The following is a 15,411-nucleotide window of genomic DNA, read 5'->3' as shown; positions in this document are numbered from 1 at the left end:
CAAACGTTTATTCTTGGGCCCGCAACACTTGCGCAGGCCGCGCGGCCAAGGGTCGCCACACGAAGGCCAACCCCGCCAAAAGCGTGGCCAGAACCCCACCAATCACGATTGCCAGCGCCGAGACGGGTTCAAACACAAACGCAGTATCCATCACGAAATGCATGACAGCCCAAGCCGCCAAGCCGCCAGCGAAAATCGCCACCACACCCGCCGCAGCCCCCGTCAGGGCCGCGCGTAACGCGAAACTGCCCATGATCTGCGCCCGACTGGCGCCGAGCGTTTTCAATATCGCCGCCTCATAAATACGGACGCGTTCACCCGCTGCTGCCGCGCCGATCAGTACCACAAAGCCGGTTAGCAAAGTCGCACCAGCCGCCCAAGCCGTGGCTGTGGCGATGGCCGACAGGGCATCTGACACACGGTTGATCGCATCGCGCACCCGCACCGCCGTGATGTTGGGATAGGCCCCCGCCACATCGCGCAGCAGTTTCGCCTCAGACGCGTCATCCGAATAGACGGTCGCGATGAACGTATGCGGCGCACCCGCTACAGCGGCAGGGTTCAGCATCATCACAAACCCCATCCCGCCGGTCGAAAAGTCAACTTTGCGAAAGCTGGTAATCTCGGCCTCAATATCTCGGCCTAGGATGTTTACGGTGACTTTGTCACCCAGCATTAGGCCAATCTCATCCGCCTCTTCTTGGGCGAAGGACAGCTGCGGCGGGCCGGTGTAATCAGCAGGCCAAAACGTGCCGCCGGTCAACTCAGTGCCTTCGGGCAGGGTGGCGGCATAGGTCACACCACGGTCACCGCGCACGACCCAGTGTTCGCCCGCAACCTGCCGTGCATCGACGCCGTTAATCTTGGTCACCACGCCGCGCAACATCGCCGCATCATCCACGCGCGTCACGCCGGGGTCGGCCTTGGTGCGGGCCAAAAAGCCATCAATCTGGTCGTTCTGGATGTCGACAAAGAAATAGCTGGGGGCGATTGCTGGCAGATCACGGGTAATAGCCGCGCGCAGGTTCGCATCGATTTGCCCGACCGAGGCCAGAACGGTCAACCCAAGCCCCAGCGATAAAATCACCGAGGCCGCCTCATCCCTTGGCCCACCAATCGCCGCCAGTGCCGCCCGCAGACCAACGCGGCCCCGCGCCAAACCTGACCGCGCCAAGGCCCGCGCTGCACGGCGCAGCCCGTAGGCGGTGGCCCATAAAATACCCAGCGCCACCACAATCCCCGCCGCCGCCCACAGCGCTAAAAGCGCAAGGCCCGACAGCCACGCCGCCCCGCCGATCAGCAAAATCACCAAGCCAATCAGTGAAACCCAATGCACCCAGTTTGGCCAAGCCACACGGCCATCGCCGCCGCGATACAGCACCGCCGCCCGCACATTTTGAACGCGGGCCAGCGGCCACAGTGTGAACAGCAGCGCGGTCACCACGCCGTAAAACGCAGCCTCAAGCAGAGGGGCAGGGTAGAGGCCAAACGCCACCGGAAACGGCAATGATGCCTTTATCAACGGCGACAGCGCCAATGGCACGCCCGCGCCCAAAATCAGCCCCATGGTGACGCCCAAAACCGTCAACGCCCCGATTTGCAACAGATAGGTTTGAAAGATCAGCCGCCCGCTTGCGCCCAGCGTTTTCAGCGTGGCAATCGTGGCAATTTTTCCATCCAAATAGGCGCGCACAGCGGCCGAAACCCCGACGCCGCCCACAGCAAGACCGGCAAGCCCGACCAGCACAAGGAACGACCCGATCCGTTCGACGAACCGCGCGACACCCGGTGTGGCGCGGCGGCTATCCGACCAGCGCAAGCCTTTGTCACGAAGGGCGTCTTCGGCGCTTGTTTTCGCGGCCTCTAGGTCGGTTTCTGGCGGCAAAACCAGCCGATATTGTGATTCAAACAGACTGCCCGCAGTGATAAGGCCGGAGCCGTTTAGGGCACTGGTCAGCACAATCGTGCGCGGGCCAAGGCCAAAGCCGCCCGTAGCACTATCGGGTTCCTTAACCAGTACCGCCGAAAGACGAAAGCTTTGTGTGCCCATCTTGAATTGGTCGCCCAAGGCAAGACCCAAACGATCAACCAAAACGCGGTCCATCACCGCACCGGGCAGGCCGTTTTCCACCGCCAAGGCCTGTGCCAGCGGGATCGCGGGGGCCAATTCGACCGCGCCGACCAAGGGATAGGCGCTGTCGACAGATTTCACCTGCGTTAAAGCGCGGTCTTCGCCTACCACGGCCATAGAGCGGAAATCGATCACTTCGGACGTGGCCACGGCCATCGCAACCATAAAGGCGCGTTCGTCATCGGTCGCGGTGCGATAAGTAAACTCCATTTGCGCATCGCCGCCCAGCAGGGCCGAACCTTGCGCGGCCAAACCGCCCTCAATCGCGGCGCGGACCATGCCTACGGCGGCAATTGCCGCGACACCCAGCGCCAAACAGGCCAGAAAGACCCGAAAGCCCTTTAATCCACCACGAAGTTCGCGCCGTGCCAGCTTGGCGGCTAACCGCAGGCTCATGCTGCGCCCTCCAGCGCGTCGGTATCAATTACACCGTCTTTCAGGCGGATAATGCGCGAGCACCGCTGCGCCAGTTCCGGCGCGTGGGTGACCATGATCAGCGTCGCCTCATGCCGGTCGCGCAGGCCAAACAGCAGGTCCATGATCGCGGCGCCGTTTTTGCCATCAAGGTTGCCGGTCGGTTCATCCGCCAACAAAATCGCAGGGCGTGGGGCTGCGGCACGGGCAAGCGCCACACGCTGCTGCTCGCCCCCTGACATCTGGCTGGGGTAATGGTCCATGCGGGCACCCAAACCTACGGCGTTCAACTCGGCCTCGGCGCGGCCAAAGGCATCTTGCACCCCGCCCAGTTCCAGCGGCAGCGCCACGTTTTCCAACGCAGTCATTGTCGGAATAAGGTGGAAAGATTGAAACACCACCCCCATATGATCTCTACGAAAGCGCGCGAGGCTGTCTTCGTCCATCGCTGTCAGGTCATTGTCCAAGGCGCGGACAGACCCGGATGTCGCCCGTTCCAGCCCGCCCATGACCATAAGGAGAGACGATTTGCCCGACCCCGACGGCCCGATAAGCCCCAAACTTTCGCCACGCTGGACGTTCAGCGTAATGCCGCGCAAAATGGAAACTGGGCCTGCATTGCCCGCAAGCGTCAGCGCTACGTTGTCTAGCGCCAGAATAGGTGTCGTCATGAAATCTGCCTTTCGGTCTTGCCTTACCCCTCCATATGGGGCGGTGCGCGGTATCCGCAACATTGTTTATACGATGATTTTAGGGTTTTCCGTCACAGGTTCGGCACTGGCTGCCGATATGCCCAAAGTTTTGGCACTGGGCGATAGTTTGACCGCTGGCTATGGCTTGCTGCCCGAAGATGGGTTTGTGCCGCAAATGACAGCTTGGCTGGCGGCGCATGGGTCGCAGGCCGATGTGGTGAATGCGGGCGTTTCGGGCGATACCACGGCGGGCGGGGCGGCGCGGTTGGAATGGTCTTTGTCCGAAGGCGCAGATGCGATGATCGTGAACCTTGGCGGCAATGATATGCTGCGGGGGCTACCCCCCGCTGAGGCTCGCGCAAATTTGACCAAGATTATGGAGGCCGCACAGGCAAAAGGCTTGCCTGTCTTGCTTGTTGGCTTGCTTGCCCCCGGCAATTACGGTCCTGACTACAAGGTCGAGTTTGATGCGATTTATCCGGATTTGGCCGCGCAATTCGGGGCGCTGCTGCTGCCGCTTTATTTCGCGCCGATTGCCACGCCCGAAGGCGGGCTTGATCCTGCCTTTATGCAAGCCGACGGCATTCACCCCAACCGTGACGGCGTGGCGCGGATTGTCGCGGCGATGGGGCCCGCGGTGCAAGAGCTGTTGGCGCAGGTGAAACCTTAACTGCACTTGCCCTTGATTGTGCGTTGCGCAACAACGGGGCAACGCAAGATGCGCGTAGCGCAAATAGGGGGGCTGCATATGACATTGATCGCCGATCTTACGCAGGCTTTGGGTGCTGCCCACGTGCTTACCGGCGCTGACCGCGCAGGCCACATCGGCGATTGGACGGGCAGCTATACTGCCGATCCGGTGGCCGTTGTCCGCCCTGCCAATACCGCCGAGGTTTCCAGCTGCCTGCGCCTTGCGGCAAAGCACGGCGTGGCGGTGGTGCCGATTTCGGGCCGCACAGGGTTGGTCGGCGGCGCGATGACGCGCGGCGGTTTGATGATCTCGGTCGAGCGGCTGAACCGCATCCGCGACATCCGCCCACAAGCGCGGATTGCCGTGGTCGAGGCGGGCGTGATCCTTGACAGCTTGCATCAGGCCGCCGAGGCCGAGGGCCTGTACTTTCCGCTATGGTTTGGCGCGCGCGGCTCGGCGATGATTGGTGGCGTGCTCTCGACCAATGCAGGCGGGTCTAACGTGCTGCGCTATGGCTCGACCCGCGCTTTGTGCTTGGGGTTAGAGGTGGTGCTGGCCGATGGTCAGGTGCTGAACCTGATGTCTGAATTGCACAAGGATAACTCGGGCTATGACCTGCGCAATCTGTTCATCGGGGCCGAGGGCACGCTGGGCATTATCACGGCGGCAGTGATGAAACTGGTGCCACGTCCGCGCGCCTATGCCACAGCGACGCTTGCCGCAAAGTCACTTCCCGATGCGCTGACCCTGCTGAACCGCCTGCGCAACGAGACCGGCGGCGCGGTTGAGGCGTTTGAGTATATGCCCGAAAGCTATATGCGCCGACTGCATGAGGCCCGCCCCGATATTCGCCAGCCGTTCACTCCGCGCCAGCAGGTGAATATTCTGGTTGAACTGGGCGCCGTAGCCCCGCGAGATGCCACCCCCGATGATGCGGGCGAGGTGCCGGTGGTGGCGCTGTTGACCCAAATTTTGGCCGATATGATGGAAGAGGGCACCGTGCTTGATGCCGAAATCGCCCAGAACGAGGCGCAGCGCCGCGCCATGTGGGAACGCCGCGAGTTGGCCGCCGAGATTACCTTTGCCCGCAAACCTGCAATCGATACCGACATCGCGGTGCCGGTCGATCAGGTTGATACGTTCTTGCGCCGTATGGCCGCGCGCCTGCCGACATTGGACAAGGGTGCCGAGGATATTTGCGTCGCCCATCTGGGGGATGGGAACGTGCATTATACCGTGTTCCCGACGCGTGATGACCCGGCGCTCTATGATAAAGTGGTCGAGGCGGTCGAGGATGAAGTCCAAGCCCTGCATGGCAGTTTTTCGGCCGAGCATGGCGTGGGCTTGTCAAAACGCGCATCAATGGCGCGGCGCAAAGACCCTGTGGCGTTGGCGGTGATGCGGTCGGTCAAGGCCGTACTCGACCCCGACAACCGCATGAACCCTGGCAAGGTTATTCCCGATCTGGCCTAAAGATTTTGCCGGAACAGCGCCAGCGTAGGCCCAATCGCTTGCCATTCGCGGGTGTCCGGCTTTAGCCGCGATACCGGCCCCAGCCACCGCAGCCAGCCTGCCGTTACCCCCGCTTGCGCCCAAATCCCCGGTGCCAGCGCGCGGTAGGCGGTAAAGGCGGCGTTTTGCAATGGCTGGGCGGTACCGGCGGGGGCTTTTAGGCCGTCTGCAATCAGGCTATGGGCAAAGATCATCAGATCAATGGCCAACCCGCGCGGATCGGATTTCACGTCAGAAAACCGTTCCAGATCAATGAAATGCACCGCCCGCCCATCCCAACACAAATCGCGTATGGCGGGGCGGCCGTGGCGGTAGCTGGCCAAATGCAGTTTTGCAAGCGCGGTCCCTGCGGCGGCAAAAATGGCGGTATTGCCGACCGAAGGCTCCCACATCAAACGCCGCAAGGTTTGCCCTAAATCCGGGCTGACAAACCAATCTGGCCCCTCGGCTAGAATGGGGGCCACTGGCAGGCCCAAGCCGCCCAACAGGTGCAGTCCACCCCATTCGCGGGCAAAGCCTTTCATGCCGCTGCCCTTTTGCAACCGCATCCGGCCCGTCAGACGCTCGGCCCGTTTCAGCCAAACTTTGCGGCCATCGGGGAGCGTCAAAGGCATGACGCGGGCGTAAGGCCCAGCCAAAGCCGCCGCAACTGCCGCGTATAGCGGCGTATCAACGCCAGTCAAAGAAACCTGCGGGCGCGCGGGCTAGCAATCGTTGGGCCAATGCTTGGCCAAGGGCCACGCCATCGGCCGCCGCCCCACGAATATCATCGGCCAAAGATTCCGATCCGTCAGGGCGCAAAATCTCGCCGCGCAGCCAGATCTGGTCGTCTTCAAGCAGCGCCAGCGCCGCAATAGGGGTTTCACAAGACCCGTCCATCGCGCGCAAAAACGCGCGCTCGGCATTTACGCGCAACCCCGTGGGCGTGCAGTGGATCGCATCCAGCAGCGCCCGTACCCGCGCATCATCGCAGCTTTGCTCAATGCCAATTGCGCCTTGGGCCACTGCGGGCAGCATTTCCTCGGGTTCAATCGCGCAGCGCGCCATATCGGCCATGCCCAAACGGTTCAAACCCGCCATAGCAAGGAACGTTGCCGAGGCAGCGCCATCTTGCAGCTTTTGCATCCGCGTTTGCACGTTGCCGCGAAATTCGACCAGCTTTAGGTCGGGCCTACGCAGTGCCAGTTGTGCACGCCGCCGCAAACTGGACGACCCCACCACAGCGCCCTGCGGCAAATCCGCCAGCCCAGCTGCAACCGGCGATAAAAATCCGTCGCGTACGTCTTGGCGTGGCAAATAGCACTCCAGCACCAAACCCTCGGGCTGTTCGGTCGGCATGTCTTTCATCGAATGCACAGCGATGTCGATGCTGCCATCCAGCAAAGCATCCTCAATCTCGCGCGTGAACAGGCCTTTGTTGCCGATTTCCTTTAGCGGGCGATCTGCGGCAATCATGCTGCGATTGTCGCCACTTACCTTGATGACAACCACCTCAAAGGCAGCGTCAGGCAGGTTATGCGCTTGCATCAAACAGCGCCGCACCTCATGCGCCTGCCACAGGGCAAGCGGCGAGCCACGGGTACCAATGCGCAACGGCTGGGCGGGGGATGGGGGTGCGTTTTTCATGGCCCCTTCCTAGCGTTCCGCAGCAGAGCTTTCAACTGGCGATGATGTGTCATATTGACAAGCGCCCCACATCTTGGAACTCAGGGGGCCAAGTAGAAATGGAGAGCCCGATGACCGACAAAACCATCCTGCGTGCGCTGCGCGGCGAAACCCTGCCCACGCCCCCGATCTGGATGATGCGTCAGGCGGGCCGCTATTTGCCTGAATATCGCGCCACGCGGGCACAGGCGGGCGATTTTCTAAAGCTGTGCTATAACCCCGATCTGGCGGCCGAGGTGACGTTGCAACCGATCCGCCGTTACGGTTTTGACGCTGCCATTTTGTTTGCAGATATTTTGCTGTTGCCGCAAGCACTTGGCGCGGATTTGTGGTTTGTCACGGGTGAGGGGCCTCGCCTTTCGACTATCACCGATATGGCGGGTGTTATGGCGTTGCGCCCTACCGCCGATATCCACGAAACCCTGTCGCCGATCTATGAGACGGTGAAAATTCTGGCGCGCGAATTGCCGCCTGAAACCACGCTGATCGGCTTTGCCGGTGCGCCGTGGACGGTGGCCACCTATATGATTGCAGGCCGTGGCACCCCCGACCAAGCCCCCGCGCATAAGCTGAAAGACACCGACCGCGCGGCCTTTGTCGCGTTGATCGACCGGATTACAGACGGCACAATCGAATATCTAGATGCCCAAGTGCAAGCGGGTGCCGAGGTGGTCAAGCTGTTTGATTCTTGGGCCGGCAGCCTGAAAGGCGCGGATTTCCATGATTTCGCCCTGCTGCCTGCCAAGCGCATCATTGCCGAGCTGAAACGGCGCCATCCGACCCTGCCGATCATCGCCTTTCCGCGTGAGGGCGGCGATGGCTATATAGGGTTTGCAAAGGCGACGGGTGCGGATTGCGTGGCACTGGACAATTCTGTCACGCCCGAATGGGGTGCGGCAAATGTGCAAGTTGATGGCTGCGTGCAAGGCAACCTTGCGTCGCACCACATGGTCACCGGCGGCCAAGCCCTGATTGATGAAACCCGCCATATCGTCAAGGCTTTTTCAGGCGGGCCGCATATCTTTAACCTGGGCCATGGCATTACGCCCGATGCTGACCCTGACAACGTGTCACGCATGATCGAGGCCGTGCGCGGGGGCTAAGGGCGGATTAGGTATTTGGGCCAAGATGAAATGGCGGGTCGGACCTGCCGGTTTGCAACGCTAGGTAAAGGGGCCCCGATATGCTGATCCGAGTGGGCGACGCGCGTACTGCGAGCATAGACCTTGCCCTTGCGGGGCTGCTGTCGTCGGTGGCGGGGGCGCTGAATGCGGTGGGGTTTATGGTGGCGGGGTCGTTTACCGCCAATATGACTGGCAATATCTCGGCCTTTGCGGACCATTTGGCCAACGGCACCACGCTGCTCGCGCTTTCGTTTGCGGGGCTGGTTCTTGCCTTTGTTTGCGGGGCTGGTGTGACGGCACTGGCCATTCAAACGGGCGAGAGATACCGGCTGCGGTCGGTGTTTGCTTTGGCGATTGCGGCCGAGGGCGTGGTTGTTTTGGCTCTGGGGGCAGGGTTTATTCTGGCACCTGCCGCTATTCCCGAGACGGTTTTGCTGATTGTACTAAGCTTTGTCATGGGGCTTCAAAACGCCACCACCACGATGATTTCGCGCGCGCGGGTGCGGACGACGCATGTATCAGGCATGGCAACCGATGTTGGGATAGAACTGGCGGCCTTGGCGGGCGGTGCCGATTTGCGGCGTGAGGCGGTGCCAAAGCTGAAGTTGCACAGCCTGACCTTGGCATGTTTTGCGGCGGGCGGGGTGTGCGGGGTGCTGTTGCTGGGGCTTGTCGGGTACTGGTTGCTGGTTTTGGCAGCAGTCTTGCTTCTGCTGATCGCCTTGCCTGAGGTGTTCCGCGCCCACAGCGCGTGATTGCGGGCAAAATACCTGCTTGCACCCCGCGCGGCTTTGGGGTCGTCTGTCTTGGGAAACAAGGGGCGGTAAGCATGCAAGACTGGTGGCGCAATTCGGTAACATATCAAATCTATCCCCGCTCGTTTCAGGACAGTTCCGGCGATGGGATCGGTGATATTGCGGGCATCACCGCGCGCCTAGACTATGTGGCCAGCCTTGGGGTGGATGCGATTTGGCTCTCGCCGATCTTTACCTCGCCGATGGGGGATATGGGCTATGACGTATCTGATTATACTGGGATTGACCCGCTCTTCGGCACGATGGACGATTTTGACACGATGTTGGCAAAGGCACACGAACTTGGGCTGAAAGTGATCATAGATCAGGTGATCAGCCATTCGTCCGACCAACACCCGCATTTTGTGGAAAGCCGGTCCAGCCGCGATAACCCGCGCGCCGATTGGTATGTTTGGGTAGACCCGATGCCCGATGGCACCCCGCCCAATAACTGGGTTTCGGTCTTTGGCGGCTCAGCTTGGGAATGGGATTCGCGCCGCCGTCAGTATTATCTGCACAACTTCCTAACCTCGCAGCCTGATTTCAATTTTCATAATCCGGATGTGCAGGACTGGCTCCTATCCACTATGCGCTTTTGGTTGGAACGTGGGGTCGACGGCTTTCGGCTGGATACGGTCAACTTTTATTTCCACGACCAAAAGCTGCGCTCGAACCCGCCCGATCCGCGCAATACGGCGGCGCCCAAGGTCAATCCCTATGACATGCAAGACCACCTCTATTCCAAAAACCGCCCCGAAAATCTGGCGTTTCTGGAACGTTTACGCGCCCTGACGGATGAGTTTGGGGATCGCGCGATGGTGGGGGAAGTCGGTGAATCCCGCCGCGCGGGCGAGATTATGGCCCAATACACCGCAGGCACTACCCGCCTGCATATGGCATATTCTTTCGATATGCTCGGCCCCGAATTCACCGCCGAACACTTTCGCCAAAAGATTGAAGGCTTTTATGCCGCCGCCCCCAATGGCTGCCCCTGCTGGGCATTTTCCAACCATGACGTTGCCCGCCATGTGACGCGCTGGGCCGACTATGGCGCCCCAGATGCGCTGGCAAAACAGGCGATTGCAATGCTGGCCGGTTTTGAAGGCTCGCTCTGCCTCTATCAAGCCGAGGAGCTGGGCCAGACAGAAACCGACATCCTTTATTCCGAGCTAACCGACCCGCCAGGGTTCAAATTCTGGCCCGATTACAAAGGCCGCGATGGCTGCCGCACGCCGATGGCCTGGGATAACAGCGATCAGGCGGGCTTTACCACGGGTACGCCGTGGCTGCCGATCAAACCACCGCAAAAATCCCGCAATGTGGCCAGCCAAGGCGCAGGCTCGGTACTGGAAAGCTATCGCGAAACGCTCGCTTTCCGCAAAAACACCCCCGCGCTGAAACAGGGCAAAACCATTTTTCTGAATGTGCCCGACCCGCTGCTATGCTTTCTGCGCGACGATCTGATGTGCCTTTACAACCTGTCGCCAAACAGCGCCACTCTGATGGTGAACGGCGAACCCACTCTCCAAGGCCCCTCGCAAAACGCGGATCTGGCAGGCAATACCCTGACCCTTGGCGCGAATGGCTTTGCTTTCCTGACAGGGGCGACAACCGCAAAATCGCAATAACGGCTTTCTGTTTGGCTTAAATATCCCCGCCGGAGGCAAGGGTCTGATTTTTCGACGAAAAATCGTTACTCCGGCGGGGCAAGATCGGCCAGAATTGGGCAGTCGGGGCGGTCATCACCGTGGCAACAGGCTACAAGGTGCGTCAGCGTGTTTTGCATTGCCTGCAATCCTGCGATTTTGTCTGAAATCTGGGTAAGGTGCTTTTGCGCCAAGGCTTTTACATCCGCACTCGCGCGGCTTTGGTCTTCATAAAGCGATAACAACACGCGGCAATCTTCAATCGTAAAGCCAAGCGCCCGCGCGCGCCCCAAAAATCCCAGCTTATGCACATCACTTTCGCGAAACGCGCGGTAGCCATTGCTGTCACGCAAGGGCCGGATCAGCCCGACTTCCTCATAATATCGGATGGTTTTGGCGGGCAGTCCGGCCCGCCCGCCCGCCTCTTTGATGTTCATTTTCGTGCCGCCGTTCTTGTCCCGGCAACCCAGCGCAACCGCAGCGCGTTGGTCAGAACAAACACCGAAGACATCGCCATCGCCCCCGCCGCCAAGACGGGCGACAGTTGTACCCCCCAAACAGGGTACAAAATTCCCGCCGCGACAGGGATCAGCGCTGCGTTATAGCCAAAGGCCCAAAACAGGTTTTGTTTGATGTTGCGCATCGTCGCGCGGCTGACGGCCAGTGCCGAAACCACGCCGCGCAAATCGCCCGACATCAGCACCACATCTGCCGCTTCAATCGCCACATCCGTCCCTGTGCCAATCGCGATGCCCACATCGGCCAGTGCCAGCGCAGGCGCATCATTGATGCCATCGCCCACAAAGGCCACCCGCAAGCCTTGATCGCGAAAGCCTTGCACCGCCGCAACTTTACCATCCGGCAACACCTCGGCGATCACGTCCTTGATGCCCAAACCACCGGCAATCACCCGCGCAGTCTCGGCCGTATCGCCCGAGATCATGACCAGCCGCAGCCCCATTGCCTGCAACGCTGCAATGGCCTCAGGAGTGCCGGTTTTCACAGGGTCAGCCACGCCAATTACCGCGGCGATCTGACCGTGCAGGGCGGCATAAAGCGGTGTTTTGCCATCTGTAGCCAGCGTGCTGCCCGCTTTGGCCAAGTCGCCAATGTCTATACCCTGCTGTGCCATAAACCGGGCCGAGCCGACCAGCACCCGCTGCCCCGCCACATGCCCAGCAATGCCAAAACCGGTGTGCGAGACAAAATCAAAGGCCGGCGGCACCTCTAGCCCCCGTTCGGTTGCCGCACGCAAAATCGCTTGGGCTATGGGGTGTTCGGATTTGGCCTCGAGTGCGGCCACGCGGGCCAGCACCACTTGGCTGTTAAAGCCTTGCGCCAGCACCAAGTCTGTCATCTCGGGGCGCCCCGCCGTCAGCGTGCCGGTTTTATCCAAGGCCACAACATCAACCGATTGCAAGGCTTGCAGAGCCGCCCCTTTGCGAAACAGAACCCCCAGTTCCGCCGCGCGTCCCGTGCCGACCATAATAGACACAGGCACCGCCAGCCCCATCGCGCAAGGGCAGGCGATAATCAGCACAGCCACCCCCGCCACAAGCGCGTGCGTCAGCGCAGGCGTTGGCCCAAAAGCCAGCCAGATCAGCACCGTCAGCGCGGCCGCCGCCAACACAGCGGGCACAAACCAGCCGGTGATCTTGTTCACAACATCCTGCACCGGCAGCCGCGCGCCCTGTGCCTGTGCCACCATGCGGATAATCTGCGCCAGCATCGTATCTGCGCCCACCCGCAGCGCGCGGTATTGTAAAGCCCCCGTGCCGTTGACCGTGCCGCCTGTGACCATAGCACCAGGGGCCTTTTCTACCGGCGCAGGTTCGCCCGTAATCATGCTTTCATCGACATAGCTGCGCCCGTCGATCACCTCTCCATCTACAGCGATTTTTTCACCAGGGCGCAGGTGCAAAATGTCACCGACGACAACGGCGTCTAGTGCGATTTCTTGCACCGCGCCGCCACGTTCGACCCGTGCCGTTTGCGGCGCAAGGCCAACCAGCCGCGCAATTGCCGCACCTGTGCGCCCCTTGGCGCGTGCCTCTAGCCAGCGGCCCAGCAGGATCAGCGTTACAATCACCGCTGCCGCCTCATAATACACGGCCCGCGCCGTGCTGGGCAGCAGATCGGGCGCAAAGGTGGCGATGACAGAAAAGCCATAGGCCGCTGCCGTGCCAATCATCACCAGCGCGTTCATGTCGGGCGCAAGGTGGCGCATTGCGGCCCAACCGCGCGTGTAAAACACCCGCCCCGGCCCGATCAGCACCAGTGAGGTTAGCGCGAATTGCACCAGCCAACTGTTTTGCGTGCCAATGGTTTGTGCGATCCAATGATGAAACGCAGGCACCATATGCCCGCCCATTTCCAGAACGAAGACCGGCAAGGCCAGCGCAATTGCGATGAGCAACTGCCGTTGCAGCGCCAGAATTTCCTTGGCTTTGTGGTCATCCGAGGCCGCAGCCACTTGCACTTTTGCAACATAGCCAAGGTCTGCTATTGTGGAAATTAAGGTCTCTGCCCCCAGCGCACCCGCCAAAAATCGAACTTCGGCGGTCTCATTCGCAAGGTTCACCTGAGCCGAAACCACGCCCGGCACGGCCGCCAATCCACGTTCCACCCGCCCGACACAAGACGCGCAGGTCATGCCTGTAACCGCCAAAGTGATCTGCGATTGCCGCGCGCCAAAGCCTGCGTTTTTCAAAGCCAATGCAAGGGCAGGGGCAGCACCGCCTTTCACGCTGGCCGTGCCATTTGCAAGGTTGGCCTCGGCATGGTCAACACCGTCTATAGCGGTCAAAATCCGTTCAACGCGGCCCACGCAGGCACCACAGGTCATTCCTTCGACCTCAAACATAATCTCGGCCATAGTGCCCTCACTTTCATGGCACACATAGGGGTTCTAGTTACTGGAAGGTCAAGGCCCCATTCTGCAAATTATCTGTCTTGACCTTCCCCCAACTGGAACCTCACAAATTCCGGAAAACCCAAAGGAGCATCCATGACAACGTTTTCCATCCCTGATATGAGCTGCGGCCACTGCAAATCTTCGGTTGAGGCAGCAATCCAGAAACTGGACCCAGCAGCCACCGTGCTGGTTGATCTGGTCACCCGCCGCGCCGAAATCACCTCATCCCACCCCGAGGCGGCGCTTGTTGCGGCCCTTGCTGCCGTAGGGTTTCCGGCGCAATCCATCTAACGGACCTTGCCCCTGTTACACGACACCGTCACAAAGGGGGGCGGAGGGCCAACGCGCCTGACTATGGCGCAGACTACGGAGTGTGACATGATCCTTGAGAACCGTTTGTTCGAGACGCTGAAATTGGGTGATACCGCAAGCGCCACCCGGCTTTGTAGCGCCGATGACCTGTTCATTTTTGCGTCGGCCACGGGCAACTATAACCCGCTGTACTTGCCCGGCCTTGATGGTGACGGCGACGGGCAGGCCGAGGCGATGGTGCCTTCTGCCTTTGCGGCGTCGCTTGTGGCGGCGCTGCTTGGCTCGCATCTGCCGGGGCCGGGCATTATGACCCTGTCGCAAAACTATAGCTTTCACACGCGCGCCAAAGCCGATGACGAATTGGTCACCAAAGTCACCGTCACTGGCCTTGATGACGGCGTCGTCACCCTTGCGGCCGAAGTAACCCGTGAAATGGACGGCACGCTTATCCTGTCCGGCACGGTACGTGTGCAAGCGCCAGCCCGCCCTTACCGCGTTGACGGGTCTACGCTGCCGGGCCTGACAGTTCGCCGTCACCGCCATTTTGAGGCGATCTTGGCCCGCGCCGAACCCTTGCCTCTGCTGCGAACCGCCGTGATTTGCCCCGAAAACGCCGCATCATTGGGTGGTGCTATTCTGGCAATGAAACATACCATCATCACCCCGATCCTGATCGGCCACCTTGGCAAAATCCAAGCAGCAGCGGTAGAGCTTGGCGCCGATCTGACAGGCATTGAAATCATAGACGAGCCGCAGCACGCCAATGCTGCCGCCCGCGCTGTGGCCTTGGTGCATGAGGGACGCGCCGATGCGTTGATGAAGGGCAATCTGCACACTGATGACATGCTGCGCCCGATGGTTGACCGTGAAAAAGGCCTGCGCATTGGCCGCCGCCTGACGCATATTTTCGTGATGGATGTGCCCGGTTTGGACCACCCACTGCTGGTATCGGACGCCGCGATCAATATCGCCCCCGACCTCGCCACCAAAGTTGATATCGTGCAGAACGCTATTGATTTGGCGATTTCGATCGGCATCGCGCAACCCCGCGTTGGCGTACTGTCAGCCGTGGAAACCGTGAACCCCGATATCCCATCGTCGCTGGATGCAGCGCTTTTGTCGAAAATGGCGGAACGTGGCCAGATTATGGGTGGCTTTGTGGATGGCCCGTTGGCGATGGATAACGCGGTTTCTATGGCCGCGGCCCGCATCAAAGGCATCAAATCCGAGGTTGCAGGACGCGCCGAGGTGCTGATTGTACCGGGCATCGACGCGGGCAATATGCTGGCCAAACAGCTTGCTTATATCAGCCACGCCGAGGCGGCAGGCTTGGTCATGGGCGCACGGGTGCCGGTTATCCTGAACTCGCGGTCTGACAGCTCTATGGCGCGGCTGGCGTCTTGCGCGGTTGCCGCAATTCACCACGCGCGTATGCATCAGGCGACCGAATAAAACCTGTTTTAGGCGCAGCTTTATGCCTTGATAGGCTGGCCCTGCACCGCGTTTTCGCAAACTG

Annotated in this window: 13 protein-coding genes; 7 read left to right on the top strand and 6 right to left on the bottom strand. The window is 60.6% G+C overall.

Annotation, left to right across the window (positions count from 1 at the left end):
• Positions 1 to 7: 7 nt before the first annotated feature.
• Positions 8 to 2,527, bottom strand: a complete 2,520-nt coding sequence (locus tag ACEN2J_RS05235; RefSeq protein WP_442103861.1) for an ABC transporter permease — start codon at positions 2,525 to 2,527, stop codon at positions 8 to 10.
• Positions 2,524 to 3,216, bottom strand: a complete 693-nt coding sequence (locus ACEN2J_RS05230) for an ABC transporter ATP-binding protein (protein ID WP_442103859.1) — start codon at positions 3,214 to 3,216, stop codon at positions 2,524 to 2,526. The genes ACEN2J_RS05235 and ACEN2J_RS05230 overlap by 4 nt, the downstream gene beginning before the upstream one ends.
• On the opposite strand from ACEN2J_RS05230, the gene ACEN2J_RS05225 reads away from it, so the two are divergent.
• Both ACEN2J_RS05225 and ACEN2J_RS05220 read left to right on the top strand, forming a co-directional pair.
• Positions 3,215 to 3,907 carry an arylesterase gene (locus tag ACEN2J_RS05225; protein WP_442103858.1) on the top strand — a complete coding sequence of 231 codons (693 nt, stop codon included), beginning with the start codon at positions 3,215 to 3,217 and terminating at the stop codon, positions 3,905 to 3,907. The two genes, ACEN2J_RS05230 and ACEN2J_RS05225, sit on opposite strands and share 2 nt — an antisense overlap.
• Before the next feature lie 78 nt (positions 3,908 to 3,985).
• Positions 3,986 to 5,401 (top strand): FAD-binding oxidoreductase, encoded by a 1,416-nt coding sequence (locus ACEN2J_RS05220; RefSeq protein WP_442103857.1) that lies wholly within the window; start codon positions 3,986 to 3,988, stop codon positions 5,399 to 5,401.
• On the opposite strand, the gene ACEN2J_RS05215 is transcribed toward ACEN2J_RS05220, so the two are convergent.
• Both ACEN2J_RS05215 and hemC read right to left on the bottom strand, forming a co-directional pair.
• Positions 5,398 to 6,123 carry a serine/threonine protein phosphatase gene (locus ACEN2J_RS05215; protein ID WP_442103855.1) on the bottom strand — a complete coding sequence of 242 codons (726 nt, stop codon included), beginning with the start codon at positions 6,121 to 6,123 and terminating at the stop codon, positions 5,398 to 5,400. The genes ACEN2J_RS05220 and ACEN2J_RS05215 overlap by 4 nt on opposite strands.
• Positions 6,110 to 7,066, bottom strand: coding sequence for a hydroxymethylbilane synthase (gene hemC / locus ACEN2J_RS05210; protein WP_442103853.1), 957 nt, complete (start codon positions 7,064 to 7,066; stop codon positions 6,110 to 6,112). Before hemC ends, ACEN2J_RS05215 begins: the two co-directional genes overlap by 14 nt.
• A gap of 110 nt (positions 7,067 to 7,176) precedes the next feature.
• Here hemC and hemE point away from each other — a divergent pair, with 110 nt between their 5' ends.
• The 3 genes from hemE (at position 7,177) to ACEN2J_RS05195 (ending at position 10,651) form a co-directional block, all read left to right on the top strand.
• Positions 7,177 to 8,208, top strand: a complete 1,032-nt coding sequence (gene hemE, locus ACEN2J_RS05205; protein WP_442103851.1) for a uroporphyrinogen decarboxylase — start codon at positions 7,177 to 7,179, stop codon at positions 8,206 to 8,208.
• Between the two features lie 80 nt (positions 8,209 to 8,288).
• Positions 8,289 to 8,984, top strand: coding sequence for a YoaK family protein (locus ACEN2J_RS05200; RefSeq protein WP_442103850.1), 696 nt, complete (start codon positions 8,289 to 8,291; stop codon positions 8,982 to 8,984).
• Positions 8,985 to 9,058: 74 nt separating this feature from the next.
• Complete coding sequence (locus ACEN2J_RS05195; protein ID WP_442103848.1) at positions 9,059 to 10,651, top strand: alpha-amylase family glycosyl hydrolase; 1,593 nt, start codon at positions 9,059 to 9,061, stop codon at positions 10,649 to 10,651.
• A gap of 65 nt (positions 10,652 to 10,716) precedes the next feature.
• On the opposite strand, the gene cueR is transcribed toward ACEN2J_RS05195, so the two are convergent.
• Positions 10,717 to 11,106, bottom strand: coding sequence for a Cu(I)-responsive transcriptional regulator (cueR, locus tag ACEN2J_RS05190; protein WP_442103846.1), 390 nt, complete (start codon positions 11,104 to 11,106; stop codon positions 10,717 to 10,719).
• Complete coding sequence (locus tag ACEN2J_RS05185) at positions 11,103 to 13,544, bottom strand: heavy metal translocating P-type ATPase (RefSeq protein WP_442103844.1); 2,442 nt, start codon at positions 13,542 to 13,544, stop codon at positions 11,103 to 11,105. Before ACEN2J_RS05185 ends, cueR begins: the two co-directional genes overlap by 4 nt.
• A gap of 132 nt (positions 13,545 to 13,676) precedes the next feature.
• On the opposite strand from ACEN2J_RS05185, the gene ACEN2J_RS05180 reads away from it, so the two are divergent.
• Complete coding sequence (locus ACEN2J_RS05180) at positions 13,677 to 13,874, top strand: heavy-metal-associated domain-containing protein (protein ID WP_442103843.1); 198 nt, start codon at positions 13,677 to 13,679, stop codon at positions 13,872 to 13,874.
• Between the two features lie 87 nt (positions 13,875 to 13,961).
• On the top strand, positions 13,962 to 15,347 hold the full coding sequence (locus ACEN2J_RS05175) for a bifunctional enoyl-CoA hydratase/phosphate acetyltransferase (protein WP_442103841.1): 1,386 nt from the start codon (positions 13,962 to 13,964) through the stop codon (positions 15,345 to 15,347).
• The last annotated feature ends 64 nt before the right edge of the window (positions 15,348 to 15,411 follow it).

It is taken from the genome of Pseudorhodobacter sp. W20_MBD10_FR17 (assembly GCF_052119765.1).
Classification (GTDB): Bacteria; Pseudomonadota; Alphaproteobacteria; order Rhodobacterales; family Rhodobacteraceae; genus Pseudorhodobacter.
The sequence above is the reverse complement of the archived record's forward strand: the minus strand, read 5'-3'. Positions and strand labels throughout refer to the sequence as shown.